We start from the raw sequence: 22383 nt of genomic DNA, 5'->3' as shown, positions 1-22383 counted from the left end.
ATTAAGGGGTCTTTTGCATGAAGGAAATAAAATGTGAATGCGGCCATGTAAATCCTGAAGGTACAGAGCTTTGCAACGCTTGTGGCCGTGCGCTCACTACAGCAGCTGATAACAAAAAAACAAGTGATGTCATGCGTTATGAAGGAACGGCAAGGCGATCACAAACCTATAATGCTTCAGTCGTCGACAAAGTATGGAATTTCTTTTCCTCGGTTAAAGTGGGAGTATGGTTAATTGTAATTACACTAATTGTATCATCACTTGGAACGATTCTTCCCCAAGTGCTTTTTATTCCACCGCTAATTCCACCCGAGCAATACTATGAAGAACATTACGGGTGGTTTGGTAAAGTGTATTATGTGCTAGGCTTTCATGATCTTTACAATTCTTGGTGGTATATGCTGCTAATCGCTGCGATTGGTATTTCTATTATTATTGCAAGCTTGGACAGGGTAGTCCCTCTATATAAAGCGTTAAAGAATCAGAGAGTGAATCGGCACGAATCATTTATGAAAAGGCAGCGCTTATATACAGAACAAAAGGTAGAGGACCCAGATGCAGCCATGGCTGCGATTAAGAAGCAGCTAAAAGAAAAGCGCTATAATGTAAAAGAGATTGATAGGCATCTATTAGCAGAAAAAGGACGTTTCGCCAGATGGGGTCCATACGTGAATCATACAGGTCTAATCATCTTTTTAATCGGAGCTATGCTAAGGTTTGTTCCAGGCATGTACGTAGATGAGACGCTTTGGATACGCGAAGGTGATACGGTGGCAATCCCGGGCACTGACCAGGAGTATTTTTTGGAAAGCGAAAAGTTCGTTGTTGAATTCTATGATGCCGACGAAGATCCAGAGGTTTTTAACGCAGCAATTGATCGAGTTGGATCTATCGTAAAAAATTTCCAGACAGATGCGATGCTTTATAAAAGAGAAGAAGAAGGGATTGCTGGTGATCAACGCGAGCTGGAGCTTGTACAGCAAAAAGCTATTCAAGTAAACGAACCTTTAAAGTTTGATCATTTCGCGATTTATCAAGTTAATTACAAACTGGATGAATTTCGTTCTATGTCTTTTAATATGACGAACAAAGAGACGGAAGAAAATGTTGGCTCGCTCACAGTAGACCTCTTTGAACCGCAAAACGTTTATGAGCTAAACGAAGGCTTCCGTGCGGAGTTGATGGGTTATTATGCTGATTTCACAGGATTTGAAAACGGGGAACCTCAAAGCCAATCTCCTGTACCGAATAATCCTGCTTTCCTGTTTAAGTTATTTTCACCTGAAAAGCCTGAGGGTGAAGTGGCGTTTATTGCCATTCAAGAAAACCTTGAACCGCTCGGAGAAAACGAATACAAACTTAACTTTGCAGGCATTGAGACCAGAAATGTTTCTGGTTTAACCGTTAGAAAAGACTTGACCCTTTGGATTTTAGGTTTAGGAGGCGCAATTTTTATGATCGGCGTTGTTCAAGGTGCATACTGGAACCATCGTCGTCTATGGGTTAAAGTAACAGATGACGGCAGGTTATTGGCTGCTGGTCATACAAATAAAAACTGGTTTGGTATAAAAAAGGATGTAGCTCATGCATTTAAAGGTACTGGATTGAAAGAAATTACAGATCAACAAGAGATTGAGGATAACAACATAAAAGCTCGTGAGGCAGGGGAGGAGAATAGTCTTGACACAACTAGCAAGCATTAGCAGCACATTGCTTTACGTTGCCTTTGTGATGTATTTAATTGCGACCGCATTTTTTGCAGGATCAATAAAATCCAAAAAAACAAGAGAGCAACAAGTTGGGAAGAATAGATGGGCAACAATTGCCATTACAATAACAATTATAGGTTTTATATCACAGCTAGGTTATTTTATTACTAGATGGATGGCAGCTGGACATGCACCTTTAAGCAACCTCTTCGAATTTATTACCTTTTTCGGGATGATGCTTATTGCAGCGTTTATCATAATTTATTTTATTTACCGTGTACATGTATTGGGTGTCTTTGCACTTCCAATTGCATTATTGATTATTGCCTATTCAAGTATGTTTCCACGGGATATTAGCCCGCTTATTCCAGCACTGCAAAGTGATTGGCTTGCCATTCATGTATCAACAGTTGCTGCTGGTGAAGCCATTTTAGCCATTAGTTTTGTTGCAGGGTTAATCTATCTTCTTAAAGATGTAGACTTAACAAAAAAAGGGAAACAAACTTTTTGGCTTGAAGCAGTTCTTTATGGTCTAGTCATTGTAGTTGGCTTCGTTGCATCATCAACAACCTTTCAGCTGGCAGGCTATCAAACAGAGTTTACATACGTAAATACTGAAGAGCAGCAGGAAGTGGCACAGTATGGAATGCCTGCACTGGTTACACCAAATCAAGGTGAACTCCTGACAGAAGGGGCCTTTGCTTCTTCTATAGAGATGCCAGCTATTGTGAATGCTTCAAGGCTGAATACAGTTATCTGGTCATTCATTGTGGGAACCGTTCTATACCTGCTTACTCGTTTAATTTCACGTAAAAGCGTTTCAGCTCTGCTGCAGCCGCTTGTTAAAAGAGTGAACTTGAATTTAATGGATGAAGTCGGATACCGCTCCGTGTTGATTGGTTTTCCAGTTTTTACACTTGGTGGGCTGGTCTTTGCAATGATTTGGGCACAGATCGCATGGACTCGTTTCTGGGGATGGGATCCAAAAGAAGTATGGGCGCTAATCACGTGGTTATTTTACGCGGCCTTTTTACATCTTAGACTGACACGCGGCTGGGAAGGAAATCGCTCTGCTTGGCTGGCTGTAATTGGTTTTGTTATTATTATGTTTAATCTGGTTGCTGTCAATCTAATTATTGCAGGTTTGCACTCTTACGCTTAATCAACACACTATAATTGCCCTCACGTTATGTGGGGGCTTGTTTTCAATAATCATAATTTTGTGATCATACCATGCTTAAACGTCTAAGGAGGAAACGCAAAAATGAATGAAACAGAATATATATTGGTAGTGGATGATGAAGAAAGAATTCGCCGACTGTTAAGAATGTACTTAGAACGAGAAGGTTATTCCGTAAAAGAAGCAGAAGATGGTGATCAAGCACTCGAAATGGCAATCGAAGAGGATTTTGATTGTATTTTGCTCGATTTAATGATGCCGGGTAAAGATGGGATTGAAGTGTGTAAAGAACTACGTGAAGTTAAAGCGACACCTGTCATAATGTTAACGGCGAAAGGTGAAGAATCCAATAGGGTACAAGGATTTGAAGTAGGAACGGATGATTATATAGTCAAACCATTCAGTCCACGCGAGGTTGTGCTGCGGGTGAAAGCGCTATTAAGACGATCATCTAAAACAAATTATATACAAACAGATACAAAAGCAAAGGATATGATCGTATACCCTCACTTAGTAATTGACAATGACGCGCACAGAGTAACTGCCGATGGTCATGAGGTAACATTAACGCCTAAAGAATACGAGCTGCTGCTTTTTTTGGCAAAAAGTCCGGATAAAGTATACGACCGCGAACAATTACTAAAAGAAGTTTGGCATTACGAATTTTTTGGTGATTTAAGAACGGTAGATACACATGTTAAACGACTCCGTGAAAAGTTGAATCGTGTTTCTGAACAAGCTGGTAAAATGATTGTAACGGTTTGGGGAGTTGGTTACAAATTCGAGGTATTAGATGAATGAGGATATGGCGTAGTGTTGTAGGCAAGCTGTGGATCACTATTCTGCTGCTTGTCTCCTTTGTGCTATTTATTTTAACCATACTATTATTGGAATTTTTCCAAAACTATCATGTCGAAGAAGTAGAAGAATCGCTGACCTATGAAGCTGAAAAAATCGCAAGAATTATTGAAAGCTACCCAGATAGAGATTTAAGCTTGCAAATTGTGAAAGAGATAGTTGACGAACCAGTTTATGCAATCATCGTATTTGGCGAAGAAGGTACGTATTTTTCCGGTTCATCATTGCCATCCAATCAGAGCCTCTATAATCGCATCTTAAATGATCCAATGTTTACATCTGTTTTGAGGGAAAATAATGTTGTGAAAAAAGAACTGTCTCTTGAAAATGATATGACGTCTAATCGTTATGATAATGTGAAAGTTATTGGTGTCCCGATCGAACCATCTTCAGAGGAACAGGGAGCGGTGTTTATTTACCAATCCCTTGAGGCAATTCAAAAGACAACAGAACAAACAACAAGAATTATCGTTCTTGCTGCTGGAATTGCGATTATCTTAACCACAATTTTCGCATTTTTCTTATCTACAAGAATTACGGCTCCACTTAGAAAAATGAGAGAGGGAGCATTTGAAGTAGCAAGAGGAAAATTTGATACAAAAGTTCCAATTTTAACACAAGATGAGATTGGAGAGCTTGCAACAGCATTTAATCAAATGGGAAGACAGCTCAAGCATCATCTAGATGCATTAAGTCAGGAAAAAGAACAGCTTTCTAGTATTTTAAGCTCTATGGCAGATGGTGTTATCACATTTAATCGTGATCAGACCATATTAATTACCAATCCCCCTGCCGAACGATTTCTCCAGTATTGGTATCTTGACCAGGACAAGTCACCAAAAGAAGCTATTCCGACAACTTTTAAAGAATTATTGAACTTAGTAATGGAAACAGAAGAGGAGCAGAGTGGTGAAATTATTGTTCAAGGTAGGACATTTGTGACCATTATTAGTCCCTTGTCGAGCGATAAAGCGGTGCGCGGGGCGGTGGCTGTCATACGGGATATGACAGAAGAACGCCGTCTTGACAAGCTGCGTAAGGATTTTATCGCCAATGTATCACATGAACTCAGGACACCCATCTCAATGCTGCAAGGCTATAGCGAGGCGATTGTTGATGACATCGCCCAGAGTGAAGAGGAAAAAAGGGAAATTGCGCGAATTATCTATGATGAATCTCTTCGAATGGGACGACTTGTGAACGAGCTATTAGATCTTGCCCGTATGGAAGCTGGCCACATCACACTCCAAATGGATGATACACCCGTGTATTCATTCATAGAAAGAATTGTGCATAAATTCCAAGGCGTTGCGAGGGAGAAAAATGTTGAGTTGGCAGTTGTGTCGCATATTCCCCGCGAGATGGAATGGAAATTCGATCCGGACCGAATTGAACAGGTGATCACGAATTTAGTCGACAACGCACTCCGCCACACGTACGATGGAGATAAGGTAGAGGTGGTCATATCTGAAACTGCTGAAGGCTTATGTTTGGAGGTTATTGATTCAGGCATTGGTATTCCAGAAGAAGATTTGCCCTTTATTTTTGAAAGATTTTATAAAGCCGATAAAGCAAGAACAAGAGGTAGAGCAGGTACAGGTCTTGGTCTCGCGATAGTAAAAAACCTGGTTGAAGCTCATCATGGTTCGATCAAGGCAGGAAGTGAACTCAACAAAGGAACTACTTTCCGCTTTTATTTACCATAGGATAATTTATATTAATAAACTCTTTAAATAAAGCTAAAAAATCATGATAAATTCAAATGATGTTATCATAAGAAAACCAACTCTATACAGAGTTGGTTTTTTATGATTAGTTCTGCTAAACCTGCCTGTTGATTGCAGCACGCAGGCATTCGCTTTCCGCGGGCGGTCCGTCGCTCCTCGGTGGGCTTTCCCTTTGAATCGCTTATCTAAGCAAGCGTCTTACGCCTTACGCTCCAATCAACATCGTGCAAAAATCAATAATGATCTTTAACATAGCCTTATCATTATATAAATACTCTTATTTCTAAAACCATTGACTAAGATTTATTTAAAAAACGTTAATCGACAAATAGAAAATCTGAAGTATCTTCCATTTTATTTAGAGAAGAGATATAGTTGGATGTATGTGAAACTTTTTAAAGAATAATACGACAAATAGAGTGAACGGGGAGGAAAGAGTGATGAACTCCGTGTTTCAACGATTATATAAGGACTATCAGCAGGACATTTTTCAGTTTTTGATCTATTTAGTGAGAGATCGTGATACGGCAGAGGATCTTATGCAAGAGGTATTTATTCGAGTATTGAAGTCATATAAAAGCTTTCAAGGGAAAAGCTCAGAGAAAACTTGGCTTTTTTCGATTGCAAAAAATGTTGCGATCGATCATTTTAGAAAACAATCTACTTTAAAAAAGCGCATTCTAGAACATTTTGACTGGTCGAAAAGTGAAATTTCTGCTCCAAGCCCACCTCTTCAGGAAATTGTTGAGCAAAAAGAAGAAATTAGAAGGCTTTATGAATGTATGGACAGCTGTACAACCGATCAACGATTAGTTGTAATAATGCGTTATATACAAGAGCTAAGTATAGCCGAGACAGCGGAAGTACTTGGGTGGACAGAAGGAAAAGTAAAAACAACACAGCACAGGGCTATAAAAGTACTGCGAGATAAAATGTCTGAAGTTGAAAGGAAGGAGGGAGAAAAGGGTGAAAAAATCAATTTGGAGCGATGAAGAAATAGAGAACCTATTAAGAAAGCTGCCTTCGATTAAAAGTGAAACGAGAGCAGAAGATGTATATAATTCGATTCGAAAGCGTTCAGATAGAACCAGGTCCAATCAGCGCATATGGGCATCTGTTTTGGCAGGTTTAGCCACACTGCTGTTCTTATTTCTCGTAATTCCCTCTTTCTTCAATCTTAATGAGAATGTTCAATTATCAGATGTAAGCAAAGAGTCAGGATCTGAGCAGTATAGTAATTTTACCGGTGAAGACCGTTCAAATAATCAAGATAAAAACGCAGCAGATTATGAGATTGCAGATAGCTTCTCTGAGAACCTATCCGAAAAATCCACTCAGAGCACAGATGAAGCAAGCATTCAAATGGAAAGATCAATTGAAAATAATGATGACTCCACATATTCCATGATGCAGCAACCTGAAGTACCGATAGGAAAAGCGCTTTATGCAAATGAGCTGAATGGTATGGCTAATTTAACCGTTGGCTTAGTTACAAAAGATGGAATTGTTATTTCATTTACTTTTAAGCTGCCTGTAAGGGATGAAGGTCAAGATGCTGCTACGCTATATAATGAGTGGGCTGACAGGATCGATGAAGAAGGAATGGGATTAGTATCGTATCATCCAATGACCGGGAATTTTAGTGCTAGGGGAGAGACCATTTTTTTTACAGTTGAAAATGAAGAGCTGTATGGTCAATCTTCCTCTGCAGAATTAATTTTTCAAGAGGTACTCAAAGAATCGTTTATGAATAGTGGATATGAAAAAATTAACGTGATCAATCGAGATGGTTTACCGGCCGAAATCGGTTCGTTCGAAGAAATGAAGCCAATCGAGTTATCGCTGGAGAGCAAAGGATATTATATTATGAAGATGGAAAGTGGGAAGTACCATTATGTACCCTCTCATCAATCCTTTTTAACGTTTGATGCTGCCTTTGAAGCAATGCGTGAATCTCCAAATGACCGCTATTCGGCTGTAATTCCAAAAGATGTGACAGCGTCATTTGAAGAATCAGGAGATTTACTAAACATCTCATTTGATCAAGAACTCATCCCGGAATCTATGGGAGAAAAAGATCTTCTTCCGTTAATAGAAGTTCTTTTATTAACAGCAAAATCCTTTGGATATAAAGAGGTGAAATTTGAAAATGTCGGGCTTGATTCATTAGATGGCTTCCTTTTCACTCATCCGATAGCAGTTCCTATTGGGATAAATAAAGGAATCATTGAATAAGGGCTGACCAAATAGCCAGTAAAGCCAAAATGCCTGCGAGATGAAATTTACTCGCCGGCATTTTTACTTGTTATTTTAGTGGGAATGCATCAGAGAATTAAAGGGTGATGGTAGACGTGTTAAAGAAGTGGTTGATTTCTGCACTCGTCAATTCCATTGTTATAATAGGATCGATCAACATCTATCTCCGCTAGAAAAATTCGTGTAAGTATGACTGGCTTTTACAAACAGCGACTAAAAGATGAAGCTTTTAAAATAGAAAAACCGAGCATGGATTTATTAAATCCTTTGCTCGGCATCTAGTGAAGTATTATTCAAATTTTAATGCATCTCCATCAAACGGTTCGTCAGCAACCTTGATTGAATCAGTCGGGCAGCCTTCGAATGCATCAAGCATATCGTCAAAAAGAACGTCTGGTACTTCAACAGTTCCTTCGTTGTCGTCAAGTATGACAAATGCAATACCTTCATCATCGTAATCGTAAATATCTGGAGCAGCTGCTCCGCAAGCACCACATGCTATGCATGTATCCTTATCAACAATCGTGTATTTTGCCAATTGTTACCCCTCCTGGTCAATAAATCATTTGAAACGTTGTCATTATATCATCGTGAAATGTATCACTTACTATTCTAAAGTGCTTCGTTAACATTTTCAACAAAAAAAGTTTTTCCCACTTATCCTTTATGTTTACTTGCCTTTATATTTACCCTTCTGGATAGGAAAGAAAACCGGCAAAGATCGACAAATTCATGATAAAATAGAGTGAGATCGATTAGGTAAAGGGGTTTATTGATGACATACTTAGAAGCCATTTTACTTACGTGCTTTCGAGCGTTTAAAGGAGATCGGAGCCATTCAGCGGTATTTCATTTACTTACTGGTAAGAAGACGTCTCAAACCATTCAGGATGCCCATCTATATGAAGTTACTGAGTTTTTTCAAGTATTTCCATCTCTATCAAGGGAGAGATTTGATCATAATGTTAGCAGCCTGAGAGAAAAAGGATATTTGCTTGAAAAAGGAAAAGATCGTTATGATATAACTGAAACGGCAAAAATTCAGGTGGATGATTTTTTTTTAAATCATATTTTCCCGTCAAATCTCAAAGGTTGGGCGTATCATGATCAAGCCACCTTATTTTGGAGACGGTTAACGCTGCTTGTGCAATCATTATCAAATTTCAATCATGATGAACAACGGTTTTATCCAGTCCAGCGGGATCCGAACATTCAAGGGTGGGTTCGAAAGACCTTTAATAGCTGGAAAAATAACCGTAAACATTGGACAGAAAACTTACATAAGGAGCTTTCGTTTATATGCCATCAAGAAACATTTCCTGACAAACAAGACTGGCTTATTCACCAATTATCAGGATATAAGTTGGTTGGAGAAACGCTTCAGCAGCTTGCTATGCATTTTAATGTCAATGAAGACGAAGCTCATTTTCGATTTTTAAATATCGTTCATTACAGTATCGGAATCATAAATAATAACCCTCAAAAATGCAGGCTGTTAAGATATATTTTGCAGGATGGTATTGAAAAATCACTAGTTTTAACCTCCTCAACAGAGAAAACATATCATCTAGTAAAAAAGAACAAACTGATAAATGAGATTGCCCTCCTTCGTCGATTAAAAGAAAGCACGATTGAAGATCATATTATTGAACTGGCTTTAATGGTCCCTGATTTCCCAATTGATTCTTATGTGAATCCTCCTCTGCAAAAGGAGATCAGGTCTGTTGTGTCCCGTGCTAATCATAGTAGACTGCGGGAAATGAAAGAGCAGCTGCCAGGCGTAAGCTTTTTTCAAATTCGTCTTGTATTGGTTAAGGATCGAAGGGAGAATAATAAGTGGAAGAGCTACTTAAAAAAATATTCGGATACAGCTCATTCAGAGAAGGGCAAAAAGAAGTGATTAACAGTATTTTGCAAGGAAGAGATACTATTGCTATGCTTCCTACTGGGACAGGGAAGTCCTTATGCTATCAGCTTCCTGCCTATATGCTTAATGGGCCTGTACTAATTGTATCTCCGCTTCTTTCTCTTATGCAGGATCAAGTGGAGCAACTAACAGTTCGTGGTGAAAAAAGAGCGATAGCTTTTAATTCTTTTTTACCCTATAAAGATAGGAAAAGGGCACTTGAGCAAATTAAACAATATCGGTTTATCTTTATATCACCTGAAATGCTGGGTCAGGAAGAGGTTATACGAGCACTGCAGTCACTATCCCTAAAGCTTTTTGTAGTGGATGAGGCCCATTGTATTTCGCAATGGGGTCCCGATTTTAGACCTGATTACCTTCAGCTTGGTTCTATAAAAGAAGCTCTGCATAATCCGATAACTCTAGCCCTAACAGCAACTGCCACGGAGAAAATACGTAAAGATATTCGCAAATGCCTTCAAATTGATCAAGCTGATGAATGGGTTTTTCCAGTTGATCGACCTAACATTGCACTGTTTGTAAAAAAGTTCACTACTTTTTCCGATAAAGTAAAGGAATTGACAGCTCTCATAAAGGCAGTTCGTTCACCTGGAATCGTGTATTTTTCGAGTAAAAGAATTGCTGATGAACTAGCGAATGATCTAAATTCTAAAACAACAAAGCGAATTGCCAGCTACCATGGGGGGATGGATCAGGATCAGCGAATATTAATTCAGCACCAGTTTATTAACGGTCAATTAGACTGGGTTTTCGCAACAAGCGCCTTTGGAATGGGAATTAATAAAGAAAATGTGCGAACTGTGATTCATTTTCATATGCCATCGAGTATGGAGGCATATGCACAGGAAATTGGAAGAGCAGGCCGTGATGGCAAGGACAGTTTGGCATTGCTTTTTTATTCAAAGGGAGACGAAGAGATTGCAGCGATTTTATTAGAGCAGGAGCGACCTGCATTTCAACAAATTAAAAGTTATATGGAAGTGAGAAAAAAAAATCTGGGAGAAAACGAACTAGCTGAATTAATCGGGCTTTCAGAGATACAATTAAGAGTTCTCCGCTATTATGAAATGCATGTAAAAGGTTCGCTTGACTGGCCTTCCGTGGTTAACACACAATTAACTGACCGATTACAAGAAAAGCTTAGTAAACTGAATGTGATGAAAAGCTATGTGAACGCTCCATCATGCCGCAGAATATTATTATCACAAGCATTTGATCAGACAATTGCATCAGCATCTGAAAAATGCTGTGATCAGTGTGGACTTTCGGTTGAATTATTTTATGACGTTATCACCGAGAAATATACAAAGGCGTTTTGGCCAAATTGGCAGGACCGTTTAACTCAATTATTACGGGCTGATCTTGAATGAAGAAACAACAACAGCTGATTGCGCAAATGACAGGAGAGGAACTTTACAGACAACTTTTTTTCACACAAGTTTTACTATTCGTAATTGGCATCATTGCAGCGGTATTTACGTTTGATCATGTGAAAGAATTTTTAATCCTTCTAAAAATAAATCCAATGATTATTATTACAGGAGTGAGTGCTGGAATAGGGATCGTTTTAGCTGACCTATTCTTAATGAAACATCTGCCACAGCACTATTATGATGATGGTGGGATTAACGAAAAAATATTCTCTTCATTGAGTCCTGGGAAAATCGCAAAACTGGCGGCATGCATAGCTGTATGTGAAGAATTGCTGTTTAGAGGGGTTATACAAGCTAATTTCGGTATTTTATGTGCAAGTATCATTTTTGCGGTGATACATATTCGTTATTTCAACCATTGGTATCTAGCAGTAAATATTATTATACTTAGCTTTATTATTGGGGCAGTGTTTGCTTGGACACAAAGCCTTTGGGCTACGATTATCCTCCATTTTATTGTGGATTTTCTACTTGGCCTTGTTATTATGAAACAATCACTACATAAAAATAGAAAAGAAGGGGAGTCACATGAAACAAGACCCATATAGGGATCAGGCAAATAAGTCACGCCAAAAAATTGATCCAATAGAAAAGAAACAAGAAAAAGTCGAAGTTGAGAATGAGGCGCTTTCGAGATTAGAGCTGCATAGTCAAAAACGCACAGAAAAAGCGTCACAAAAAAAACCATTTCCTCTAATTAGAGTTCTACTGGCATCGTTTTTTTTATTGCCGCTCACGGTTTTCCTATTGTATCTGTTTTTCTTTAACTCTTCGAGCGGTGAAACAAATACAATTATTGATCAAAGTGACTCATATCAATTAGAACAAAATCAGCGTGAAAATCAATCGAATCAAGCAGCAGGAGATCAAGAACAAAATACAGAACCCGCAGATGAGGAAGTAGAAGATACCATCCCTCAGCCAAGCGAACAGGCCGTTGCCCCTCCTGCAGAAGAACAGGCAGAAGAATCAGAAGAAAAGCCAGAAGAAGAACCGGTTGTTGAAGAGTTGGAAGAGGTAACAGCGGAAGAAGAAGCTTTTGTTACTCATACCGTTCAGCCTAACGAGACTTTGTTTAGAATTACAATGAACTACTTGGGTTCCAGTAACAGAGTAAATGAAATTAGAGAGTTAAATGGCCTTCCGAGTAACGATATTCAAGCTGGACAAATTTTAAAAATCCCTTCTCAGTAAACACCTCGATATTTTTATGTGAAAAAGGAGTTTTCTGACCTTATGTCGAAGTTCCTATTATCAATGTAAATTTGAGGTGAAGCAGATGTTTGTCAAGGGTGCTATCGTTCCAAAGGGTAAATGTTATACAGTGCAAGCGCATGATCTGTTAAGGAAGTTCTGTCCATTTTTGAAGAACATCAAGTATAAGGATTACCCGTTTTAGAAGGTGGCCATTATGTTGGTGTAGCGACACGCTACCACCTCTATAAAGCCTTCTTTGAATCAAATGAGTCAAAAGAAAACTTTTATAAAAAAATGACGGCTGCCTATATAGTGACACACCAGAATATTTATTTGAATGGTGATGAAATATTTGAAAAGACATTGTATGAGCTGCAGGATTTCCCATTATTGTCCGTAATTGATAAAAATCGTCTATTTAAAGGAATTGTGACTCGATAGGATGTATTGAATCAATTCCAAAGTGCATTTGGAATGCATAAAAAAGGTGTTAGAATTGCGTTAACCTCAGTCGAAACCGAAGGAATAATTTCACAATTGGCTGATAACATACATCAGTTTCATGAATCCGTTATTTCTCTTGTCACCTTTGATGAGACAGATAAATTAGTTAGGAGAATTGTCTTGAAAATAGAGAAAAAAGATAATGTGGATCGTTTTCTCCAAAAGCTAAATAAATCCGGTTTTCGTATTTTAGATATCAAAGAAGATAAACATCGCAATCAACATCATTTCCCCTGCTCCTAATAGTAGGGGGAATGTTTTTTTACTGAGAAAATGTAAATCGGAACTTTTATTGGAGGTTAAGATGAAAAACATAATCAGCCTATTCTTAATGGTTTTGTCAGTTTGTTTATATATGGTGAAAGAAGCGTATGCTAAAAACTTAAAAATAACTGTGATCGAGTTAGACCGCTATACATCATCAAAGGAACTTTCTATTTTTTATCTATCTGATATTCACAGAAGAAAGCTTTCTGAGGAATGGTTACAATCTTTACAATTATCTGTTGATGCAGTGATGATCGGCGGAGATTTGATGGAAAAAGATGTTTCATTTTCTCAGGTTGAGCATAATATCAAGTGTTTGCGAAAGCTTGGTCCTGTATTTTTTGTTTATGGGAATAACGATGAAGAAGTCGATAAGCTTATGCTGCAGTCCCTGTTAGATCGCAACCATGTTGTAACGCTGCAAAATCGAGCTGTTAAATGGCATCTGGATGAATCTACTGCAATATGGATTGCAGGGGTAGGAGATATAAACTATGAAAAGGATGATTTATCAGCTGTTTACAAAGAGATTACGGATGATCTACCTGTCATCCTTTTGAGTCATGACCCAAGAATCCTTGATAGTATAACATCAGGCGGGAATCAGATTGATTTAGTCCTTAGCGGGCATACTCATGGAGGCCAAATCAGAGTTTTCGGATTTGGTCCATATGAAAAGGGCAGATTATTGGTCAAGGACAATACATATCAATTAATCAGTAATGGATACGGAACAACGCTTCTGCCATTTAGGCTAGGAGCAAAGTCTGAAGTGCATCATATTACGGTGAAAAATCGATCTTTGTTATAGTTGTACAAAGATTGTTTTTTTATATTTTAGCCTATACAAAGTTTACACAACCAGCTCTTCAGACTATAATTTGAGAGAAGTTCTAAATGAGGAGTTGGGAGACGTAAGATGGCTAAGATCGATGAAGGTAAATATAATATAAAAGCCGTCTCCAATATGCTCGGTATTCAGCCAGGAACGATGCGTGCTTGGGAGAGAAGGTACAATATGATTGTACCTGTACGCAATGATTCTGGTCATCGCTTATATACGGATGAACATGTCCGAATTCTTAAGTGGCTCGTTGATAAAGTCAATCAAGGATTTACCATTAGTCAGGCTGTGTCATTGCTTGATAGGAAAGAAATGGAACAACCGCATGATATTGTAGAAGAAACAATGGATCGGGCTGCAGCCATTCAAGACGAATTACTTGAAGCCTTGCTAAAATTTGATGAAAATAAAGCGCATGATTTGATTAATCAAGCTTTTTCCTTCTATACCATTGATAAAGTTCTCGTTGAAATTCTTGGAACGCTCCTGGTAAGAATCGGTGATTTATGGGAAAAAGGAATGATCACAACTGCTCATGAGCATTTTGCAACATCAATTTTACGATCAAGAATCGGAATTATGATGCATTCTTTTCCCCATAATGGGATTTTACCAAAAGTGGTTGCTGTGTGTGCCCCGGGAGAATGGCATGAGCTTGGACTTTTGATATTTACATTTTTTGTCAGAAGAAAAGGATTCGAAGTCATTTATCTTGGTTCAAGTATTCTTGAAGAAGATTTGGAGATCGTGATCGATACAGTGGATGCTAAGTTTTTATTTCTCTCTTGTACAATGAGAGAAAATATTGAAAGAACATTGACACTTATTGATCGACTGAAGAATGATAAGCCAGAATTAGCTATTGGTTTTGGAGGATTTGCAGTAGATTCTCTTCCGCAAAAACTAAAAGTAACATACGAAGACCACATCGTTGGTCAAACGAAGAATGAATGGGAAAAATGGCTTGTCAACAAGCTTTAGTTTTTCTAAGTGGAAAAGAAATGAATGTATTTTTCTCCAGGTGTTTGTGTTTTATAATGGTAAAATAAAGAAAAGATTAAGTGGGTTCATAAAACCTAGACTTGAAGTAAAAATTGGCAGACAACATAATTGAAAAGATGATAAAAATCCCCTATCATACATAAAATAGGGGATTTTTGTCTTAATAAAGCTGAGTTGCAGAGAGCAGGAGTGATCATGCAATGCAAAAAGAAAAAGTAATAATCGTTGGTGGGGGTCCATGTGGGCTTTCAGCAGCAATTGCACTAAAAACTAATTACTCAAATCCATTAGTTATAGAAAAAGGAAATGTCGTAAATACGATCTTTCATTATCCAACCCATCAAACATTTTTCAGTTCAAGTGAAAAATTGGAAATTGGGGAGATTCCTTTTATCATTGAGCAGCACAAACCTAAAAGAAACCAGGCCTTGGTTTACTACCGAGAAGTAGTAAAGCGAATGGAGCTTCGGATTAATCGTTTTGAAACTGTCAATCGTATTGCTGAACATTCCTCGGGTGGGTTTATCGTTAACACTTCGAAAAAAGATTATTTAGCTGAAAAAGTTGTGATTGCAACCGGATATTATGACCATCCAAATTATATGGGAATACCAGGTGAAAACCTTGACAAAGTTCTTCACTACTTTAAAGAAGCGCACCCTTATTTTGATACTGATGTGGCGGTAATAGGAGGAAAGAACTCGGCCGTTGATGCTGCGCTTGAACTAGAAAAAGCAGGTGCGAGAGTGACGGTTTTTTATAGAGGAAATGAATACTCAGATAGTATAAAACCATGGATATTACCAGAATTCGAGGCGCTCGTAAGAAATGAAAAAATCAGCATGGTTTTTGAATCGTGCGTAACGAAAATTGAAGTAGATCGAATCCATTATACTCATCAAGGTCAAAAAAAATCGATGCCAAACGATTTTGTGTTTGCGATGACAGGCTACCATCCTGATCATCAATTTCTGCGTAATATGGGTATAGAGATTGATGAAGAAACAGGAAGACCTATTTTTAATCCTCATACGATGGAAACAAATGTGAAAGGTATATATATTGCTGGTGTTATTGCAGCTGGAAATAATGCAAATGAAATCTTTATCGAAAACGGCAGATTTCATGGCGATCAAATAGCAAATGCAATTATAGCTCAACGATAGGGATGTGATTGTCGGTTGTACCCTCTCCTAACAAAACCATCTCGCACAGCTTGTGCGAGATGGTTTTGTTTTTTATTGTTCAAACATATTAGCGATATATTGCCGATTATTTGATTGAGCAAGACCAATCATTAGCTTCAAACGTGCTTTTTGACCGTTTAGCCCGTTAGAAAAAATCACACCCATATCCTTAAGGTGTCGACCGCCTCCTTCATAGCCGTATACGTCCTGGGCAATTCCATTAAAGCATCTGGAAACTAAAACAATCGGTATTCCAGCGTCAATCAAATTTTTAATTCCATCGACCGTCAGAGGCGGAAGATTTCCCTGACCCAATGCCTCTAATACGACGCCGTCATACCCCAGATCCAGAAGCGCTGAAAGTAACGTTGAATCCATACCCGCGTAGGCTTTGAGGATGGCCACCTTTTTATTAATTTCGGTTAGCGTATATTTTTTATCTAGCTTTGGAGTATGGTGAAAAATCACACCACCCTTTGTGACAATTCCAATCGGTCCATATTGAGGACTTTGAAAGGTTGATACATTGCTTGCATGTGTTTTTGTGACATTAACAGCAGTATGGATTTCATCATTTAGGACAACAAGCACACCTTTGCCATATGCCTCATCACAAGCTGCTACACGCACTGAACTAATTAAATTATATAAGCCGTCTGAGCCTATTTCATTTGATGATCGCATAGCCCCGGTAACTACAATGGGAATAGACAAACGGACGGTTAGATCAAGAAAATAGGCGGTTTCCTCAAGTGTATCTGTACCGTGGGTAATGACAACGCCTTGTATACCTGATTCAAGGTAGTATTTTTCGATCAAATGTTTAATCGAAAGCATGTGATCAGGAGTTATATGAGGGGAGGGAAGCGTAAATGGCGCCTCAATTAGCAAATTAGCATAATCACTAAGCTCTGTCGATTGTTCTACCATTAGATTCTCTTGCCCCGGCAAAACGGCACCGCTTTGGCGATCCTCAGCCATTGAAATCGTTCCACCTGTGTGTATTAATAATATTTGTTTTTTTGACATTTCTTTCCCTCCAGCGAGTTTTTTTACAATTATCTCTATATTCATCATTCACTTTCCATGATACGATGATAAAAACAGATTGAAAAGAGGCACTTCTATGCTTGCGATTATCTCAGCAGCAATTGCCCCGGGTTTTGCGCTGCTCAGCTATTTTTATTTACGTGACCAATATGAGACAGAGCCGATTAGAACGGTATTGCGTGCTTTTATCTTTGGGATGGCAATAACGTTTCCAATTATGTTTATACAGTATGTTTTTGAGAAAGAAAATATTTTTTCATCCACATTCCTTCAATCAATGCTTGCATATGGGTTGTTAGAAGAATTTTTTAAGTGGTTTATTTTATATGTTTTTATTTTTCATCTTGTTGATTTTGATGAACCGTACGATGGAATTGTTTATGGGGTATCCGTGTCTCTAGGGTTTGCCTCTTTTGAAAATATATTGTTTCTCGCAGTCCATGGATTGGAATCAGCATTTGGGAGAGCGATTTTCCCTGTATCAAGTCATGCTTTATTTGGTGTCATCATGGGGTATTATGTCGGGAAGGCAAAATTTTCACCAGCTGAAAGCAAAAGAAAAATTATGTTCATATCAATACTTGCCCCTGTAGGTCTGCATGGTTTTTATGATTACATCTTAATTAGTACTAAAAATTGGGTTTATTTTATTGTCCCCTTTATGTTTTTCCTATGGTGGCTTGCGCTTCGAAAGGTGAAAAAGGCTCATATTTTAACTGATTTGCATCATAAACAATTTCAAGAAGATAAAAAAGTTAGCTTATGACTCTAGATTATTCTAGGGAATCAGAAGCTAGCTTTTTTGTTTTTTGGATAACCGTCCGTATTGCTGCTCAAACTAACAGAAATAAATGTGAACTATAGAATGGAGGAATGATGAGTGAAACGATTAATCATTTTGTTTAGTTTGCTGATGATCATCTCAATGACTGCAGCAAATCAGTCATTTTCATTTAGCGGACAAGTAATCCAGCGAGGAGCATTTGGTGACGATGTAATTGAACTTCAATCACGGCTTCAATATATCGGATATTATGAAGGCCAAATTGACGGGGATTTTGGATGGGGAACATACTGGGCACTGCGTAACTTTCAAAAGGATTATGGTTTAGAAGTGGATGGACTTGCCGGTGGAACAACAAAGGATAAACTCGTGAGTGTTTCAGATTACGATAAAGAGTACGTGAAATCCAACATTGATAAAGGGAAAAAATTTACCCATTATGGCGGGGTTCCAAAAGAACAGCAGGTTTCAAATGAAGATTCAAAGCCTACTAAGTCATCAGCACTTCCAGCGGGATATTCTGAAAATGATATCAATTTGATGGCCAATGCTGTTCATGGTGAGGCAAGAGGTGAACCATATGAGGGACAGGTAGCAGTGGCAGCAGTCATTCTTAATCGTGTTGAGGACGAAGCTTTTCCCAATTCGGTATCAGGGGTCATATTTGAGCCGCTTGCATTTACTGCAGTAGCAGATGGCCAAATTTGGCTGACACCAAACGAAACAGCAAAAAGAGCTGTAGTGGATGCGATCAACGGGTGGGATCCATCAGAGAATGCTCTATACTATTTTAATCCTGTTACAGCAACGAGTAAATGGATTTGGTCAAGACCACAAATTAAAAAAATTGGTGCTCATATTTTTTGTCTTTAACGAAAAGGAGGAAAAATAAATGAAAAAAACACTATTATTTTCTGTTCTATTTTTTGGGCTTTTTTCTGCTGTAGCATGGGGAGCCTATCAAAAAACAGAAAAAGACATGCTTAGAACCCATGTGGAAAATCAGTATCAGCGAGCCTTTCATGAATTAACCTATCAAATGGATCTTCTTCATGACCAAATTGGCTCAACGCTTGCCATGAATACAGGTGCGAGTTTAACGCCAACGCTTACCGATGTATGGAGGCTAACATCCAATATTCATTCCGATATTGGCCAGCTGCCATTGGGAATGCTTCCGTTTAATGAAATGGAATCCTTTTTAACGAAAATAGGTGAATTTAGTTACCGGGTAGCGGTACGTGATTTAAAGGCTTCTCCTCTTTCCGACGAAGAATATAGCAAGCTTGAATCATTATATGCGCAGTCTGCTGAACTCCAAAACGAATTAAGAGACATTCAGTCAACTGTACTTGAAGAGCAGCTTGAGTGGGTTGGTGTAGAAAAGCTGATGGCAACCAATGATGAAGTTAAGGATAATAGCTTGATCGATGGGTTAAAAACTGTTGACAGTTCAATTAAAGGCTACACAGAAGCTAGTTTTGTTATGTCAGATCAAGAAACAGCTCAAAAACGAAGAGAACAATTATCCCATCTAAAAGGAAAAGAAATAAATGAACAGGAAGCAATTGAAAAAATAAAAGAATTTACAGGAAGCTTGCCAGCAAATGGTGTAGAAGTCAGTGAAAGCTTAAAAGGTGCTAACTACCCATTTTATTCTGTTTATTGGGAAAACGAGCAAGGTCATCGTGCAACGATGGATGTGACGAAAATAGGCGGGTATCCACTGTATTACATGGTAAACCGCGATGTTAAAGATTCGACCATTAGCCTTTATAAAGCTGGAGAAAAAGCCACTGAATATTTAAAGGAAAAAGGGTATAAAGACATTGTGTTAGATACTAGCAGACAGGTTGATCATGTAGCGCTTTTAACCTTTGTACGTGTACTTGAACCGGATCAAATATATGTAATGTCAGATTCTATCCAACTTAAAGTAGCCCTCGATAATGGGGAAATTATCGGTTTTCTAGGGATGGATTATTTGCAAAATGGTGAAAAACGACATACAAGTCCTCCAACACTATCGGAGGAAGCGGCCATTGAAATGGTTCATTCTAAGTTTGAGATACAGGAAACAAGGCTTGCACTAATCAGAAACGAACTGCAGGATGAAGTGCTTTGCTATGAGTTTATAGGGAATTTAGGAGATGATACTTTCCGAATTTATGTGAATGCTGACAGTGGTCAGGAAGAAAAAATTGAGAAACTGTAGGATTTCCCCATTTCGGGATGGAAAACCTCCTTTCGTCATGCCATAATAAGTGGAAGAATGATTATGGACAGGATGTGACAATCGATGCTTAAAGAGGGAATAGTCATAACGCTAGAGCCTATGCATGTTAATACTGATGAAAAATATAAATGTAGAGTAATTGAGGTAACTGATTCAAAAATATTTGTTGACTACCCTATAAATGTAAATACAAACCGTACTGTTTTTCTGTTAAAAGGCATGCAGCTGAAAGCAAGCTTTACAGAGGATGAGCGGGCTGCTCTTCTATTTGAAACTGAGGTAAGAGGGCGAAAGAGCGGAATAATTCCTACCGTTGCTCTCTATTATCCAGGTCATGATGAGCTTATTCGGATTCAACGCCGTCAGTTTGTTAGAGTTGAAACGGCGGTCGATGTGGCGATTTTAAAAGAACAACTTTCAATACGCACCGTGACGGACGATATAAGCGCTGGTGGGATCGCATTTGTTATGAAAGAAGCTGCGATGTTTAATAAAGGGGATGAGCTTGAGGTTGTATTAGTGCTGCCAATGAAAAATGGAGAAAACAACTATATTCGAACAACTGGACGCTTCGTACGCAGTTGGATACGTAACTCCGTGCATATTGGTTCGATAAGGTTTTTGGAGCTTACTGGTGTTGAGCGGCAGCTTTTGCTCCGCTTTTCTTTTGAACGGCAGCTACAACTGAAGCAAAAAGGGTTAATCTTATAGATAAAGTATAATTTGTAACAAATAAATTTTTGGCATCTTGCGATATGTGTCGCAGGATGTTTTTTAGTATTCGCGATTTGAATGAAATAAAGATGAAAAAAGCTTATCCACGGTAGGTTATGATACAATAATGATGAATATGTGATTGAAGGAGAATGTACGGTGAAACAACAATTATCAAGGATGCGTATCGCATTAGATGGTCCGGCTGCTGCCGGAAAAAGTACAGTGGCAAAAATACTGGCTGACCGGCTGGGATTTGTTTATATCGATACTGGTGCAATGTATCGAACGCTAACCCTTAAAGCACTGAAAAATAATAAAAACTTGGAAAATGAAGAGGAATTAACCTCCTTGTTGTTGAATACAAATATAGAGTTAAAGCCAGGTGTAAATGGACAGCGTGTATTTCTAGATGGACAAGAAGTAACAAATGACATTCGTTCGACTGAAGTAACAAATAATGTATCACTTGTATCAACACACGCTGCTGTTCGTAAAGAGATGGTGAGACGTCAGCAATTGCTTGTGAAAAATGGCGGTGTAGTAATGGACGGGCGTGATATAGGAACTCATGTTATTCCAGATGCCGAGCTGAAAGTTTTTATGCTGGCAAGTGCAGAAGAAAGAGCGAAACGAAGATATGAAGAAAATCTTTCAAAAGGAATCCATTCTGACCTTGAAATATTGCAGCGGGAGATCGAAGAGAGAGACCATCTTGATTCTTCAAGAGAAGCCTCTCCGTTAAAAAAAGCTGAGGATGCCATTGAGCTTGATACAACATCAATGAATGTTGAGCTTGTAGTAAATTCAATCATTGCATTGATCAAAGAGCGTGGGGGTGCCTCATGAACCTATATACTTTCGGAAAAGCTGTAGTGACGGTTATTTTGACCCCCATCTACCGTTTTGATGTGATCGGACGTGAACATTTTCCTAAAGAAGGAGGCGTTCTGCTGTGTGCAAATCATATTGACAATCTTGATCCTCCAGTGGTTGGGATGACCGCACCTCGGGATGTATCTTTTATGGCCAAAGCAGAGCTGTTTGACGCACCGATCTTAAAGCATATAATGCCAAAAATTAAAGCTTTTCCCGTAAAACGTGGAATGAGTGATCGTGAAGCGCTGCGAAGAGGTCTTGCTTTATTAAAAGAAGGAAACGTTTTGGGATTGTTTCCAGAGGGTACTAGAAGTAGAGATGGAAAGTTAAAGAAAGGATTGGCTGGAGCGGGGTTTTTCGCACTACGCTCGAATTCTGCAGTCGTTCCTTGTGCCATTATAGGCCCTTATAAACCATTTAAACGAGTTAAAGTAATTTATGGTGAACCGATTCCAATGGACGAACTGCGTGAACGAAAAGCATCTGCTGAAGAAACAACAGAGCTTATTATGATGCATATTCAACGCCTTATCGACAATCATTGATAAAAGTTCTCGCTTGACAAAATGTTCTGTTTATTAGAAGTTAGTTATATATTCTGAATTTAAGGTGATAGTGTGAGAATATTC

General features: G+C 38.5%; 23 protein-coding genes. 21 read left to right on the top strand and 2 right to left on the bottom strand.

The window, feature by feature from the left end:
- Window positions 1-17: 17 nt before the first annotated feature.
- From resB to KP78_RS14800, 6 genes are all read left to right on the top strand, one after another.
- Entirely contained in the window at window positions 18-1703 is a 1686-nt protein-coding gene (resB, locus tag KP78_RS14825) for a cytochrome c biogenesis protein ResB (protein WP_041090142.1), read from the top strand.
- 28 nt (window positions 1704-1731) lie between these two features.
- Window positions 1732-2871 (top strand): c-type cytochrome biogenesis protein CcsB, encoded by a 1140-nt coding sequence (gene ccsB / locus KP78_RS14820; RefSeq protein ID WP_052474904.1) that lies wholly within the window; start codon window positions 1732-1734, stop codon window positions 2869-2871.
- Between the two features lie 102 nt (window positions 2872-2973).
- Window positions 2974-3690: a response regulator transcription factor gene (locus tag KP78_RS14815; protein ID WP_041090140.1), complete on the top strand. Its 717-nt coding sequence runs from the start codon at window positions 2974-2976 to the stop codon at window positions 3688-3690.
- A complete protein-coding gene (locus KP78_RS14810) occupies window positions 3687-5453 on the top strand; it encodes an ATP-binding protein (RefSeq protein WP_041090139.1) in 1767 nt (588 codons plus the stop codon). The genes KP78_RS14815 and KP78_RS14810 overlap by 4 nt, the downstream gene beginning before the upstream one ends.
- A gap of 440 nt (window positions 5454-5893) precedes the next feature.
- Window positions 5894-6466 (top strand): RNA polymerase sigma factor SigX, encoded by a 573-nt coding sequence (gene sigX, locus KP78_RS14805; RefSeq protein WP_131272632.1) that lies wholly within the window; start codon window positions 5894-5896, stop codon window positions 6464-6466.
- Window positions 6441-7709: a hypothetical protein gene (locus tag KP78_RS14800; protein ID WP_041090137.1), complete on the top strand. Its 1269-nt coding sequence runs from the start codon at window positions 6441-6443 to the stop codon at window positions 7707-7709. Before sigX ends, KP78_RS14800 begins: the two co-directional genes overlap by 26 nt.
- A gap of 310 nt (window positions 7710-8019) precedes the next feature.
- Here the strand turns inward: KP78_RS14800 and KP78_RS14795 are convergent, their stop codons facing one another.
- On the bottom strand, window positions 8020-8268 hold the full coding sequence (locus tag KP78_RS14795) for a ferredoxin (RefSeq protein WP_041090136.1): 249 nt from the start codon (window positions 8266-8268) through the stop codon (window positions 8020-8022).
- 237 nt (window positions 8269-8505) lie between these two features.
- Here KP78_RS14795 and KP78_RS14790 point away from each other — a divergent pair, with 237 nt between their 5' ends.
- The 9 genes from KP78_RS14790 (at window position 8506) to KP78_RS14755 (ending at window position 16070) form a co-directional block, all read left to right on the top strand.
- The gene (locus tag KP78_RS14790; RefSeq protein WP_041090135.1) at window positions 8506-9630 is read left to right on the top strand and encodes a YpbB family protein; all 1125 of its coding nucleotides are present in this window, start codon (window positions 8506-8508) and stop codon (window positions 9628-9630) included.
- Entirely contained in the window at window positions 9567-11027 is a 1461-nt protein-coding gene (locus tag KP78_RS14785; protein WP_041090134.1) for a RecQ family ATP-dependent DNA helicase, read from the top strand. The genes KP78_RS14790 and KP78_RS14785 overlap by 64 nt, the downstream gene beginning before the upstream one ends.
- On the top strand, window positions 11024-11638 hold the full coding sequence (locus KP78_RS14780; protein WP_041090133.1) for a type II CAAX endopeptidase family protein: 615 nt from the start codon (window positions 11024-11026) through the stop codon (window positions 11636-11638). The genes KP78_RS14785 and KP78_RS14780 overlap by 4 nt, the downstream gene beginning before the upstream one ends.
- Window positions 11619-12284 carry a LysM peptidoglycan-binding domain-containing protein gene (locus KP78_RS18750; protein WP_052474855.1) on the top strand — a complete coding sequence of 222 codons (666 nt, stop codon included), beginning with the start codon at window positions 11619-11621 and terminating at the stop codon, window positions 12282-12284. Before KP78_RS14780 ends, KP78_RS18750 begins: the two co-directional genes overlap by 20 nt.
- A gap of 297 nt (window positions 12285-12581) precedes the next feature.
- Window positions 12582-12728, top strand: coding sequence for a CBS domain-containing protein (locus tag KP78_RS21130; RefSeq protein WP_327063188.1), 147 nt, complete (start codon window positions 12582-12584; stop codon window positions 12726-12728).
- Between the two features lie 33 nt (window positions 12729-12761).
- Entirely contained in the window at window positions 12762-13034 is a 273-nt protein-coding gene (locus KP78_RS21125) for a hypothetical protein (protein WP_327063187.1), read from the top strand.
- A gap of 61 nt (window positions 13035-13095) precedes the next feature.
- Complete coding sequence (locus tag KP78_RS14765) at window positions 13096-13869, top strand: metallophosphoesterase (protein WP_041090132.1); 774 nt, start codon at window positions 13096-13098, stop codon at window positions 13867-13869.
- A gap of 108 nt (window positions 13870-13977) precedes the next feature.
- Entirely contained in the window at window positions 13978-14883 is a 906-nt protein-coding gene (locus tag KP78_RS14760; RefSeq protein WP_041090131.1) for a MerR family transcriptional regulator, read from the top strand.
- A 221-nt stretch (window positions 14884-15104) separates the two neighbouring features.
- Window positions 15105-16070 (top strand): YpdA family putative bacillithiol disulfide reductase, encoded by a 966-nt coding sequence (locus KP78_RS14755; protein ID WP_041090130.1) that lies wholly within the window; start codon window positions 15105-15107, stop codon window positions 16068-16070.
- 72 nt (window positions 16071-16142) lie between these two features.
- Here KP78_RS14755 and KP78_RS14750 read toward each other — a convergent pair whose 3' ends face one another.
- Window positions 16143-17120, bottom strand: coding sequence for an asparaginase (locus KP78_RS14750; RefSeq protein WP_041090129.1), 978 nt, complete (start codon window positions 17118-17120; stop codon window positions 16143-16145).
- A gap of 97 nt (window positions 17121-17217) precedes the next feature.
- Between KP78_RS14750 and prsW the strand changes: the two genes are divergently transcribed.
- The 6 genes from prsW (at window position 17218) to KP78_RS14720 (ending at window position 22299) form a co-directional block, all read left to right on the top strand.
- The gene (prsW, locus tag KP78_RS14745; protein ID WP_041090128.1) at window positions 17218-17907 is read left to right on the top strand and encodes a glutamic-type intramembrane protease PrsW; all 690 of its coding nucleotides are present in this window, start codon (window positions 17218-17220) and stop codon (window positions 17905-17907) included.
- Between the two features lie 147 nt (window positions 17908-18054).
- On the top strand, window positions 18055-18798 hold the full coding sequence (gene sleB / locus KP78_RS14740) for a spore cortex-lytic enzyme (RefSeq protein ID WP_052474903.1): 744 nt from the start codon (window positions 18055-18057) through the stop codon (window positions 18796-18798).
- Between the two features lie 19 nt (window positions 18799-18817).
- Window positions 18818-20140 carry a germination protein YpeB gene (ypeB, locus tag KP78_RS14735; protein WP_041090126.1) on the top strand — a complete coding sequence of 441 codons (1323 nt, stop codon included), beginning with the start codon at window positions 18818-18820 and terminating at the stop codon, window positions 20138-20140.
- 84 nt (window positions 20141-20224) lie between these two features.
- Window positions 20225-20872 carry a flagellar brake protein gene (locus KP78_RS14730; RefSeq protein WP_041090125.1) on the top strand — a complete coding sequence of 216 codons (648 nt, stop codon included), beginning with the start codon at window positions 20225-20227 and terminating at the stop codon, window positions 20870-20872.
- A 183-nt stretch (window positions 20873-21055) separates the two neighbouring features.
- Window positions 21056-21724: a (d)CMP kinase gene (gene cmk / locus KP78_RS14725; protein ID WP_200889237.1), complete on the top strand. Its 669-nt coding sequence runs from the start codon at window positions 21056-21058 to the stop codon at window positions 21722-21724.
- The gene (locus tag KP78_RS14720; protein ID WP_041090123.1) at window positions 21721-22299 is read left to right on the top strand and encodes a lysophospholipid acyltransferase family protein; all 579 of its coding nucleotides are present in this window, start codon (window positions 21721-21723) and stop codon (window positions 22297-22299) included. Before cmk ends, KP78_RS14720 begins: the two co-directional genes overlap by 4 nt.
- Window positions 22300-22383 lie beyond the last annotated feature (84 nt).

Origin of the sequence: Jeotgalibacillus soli (genome assembly GCF_000829435.1) — a bacterium.
GTDB lineage: Bacteria > Bacillota > Bacilli > Bacillales > Jeotgalibacillaceae > Jeotgalibacillus > Jeotgalibacillus soli.
The sequence above is the reverse complement of the archived record's forward strand: the minus strand, read 5'-3'. Positions and strand labels throughout refer to the sequence as shown.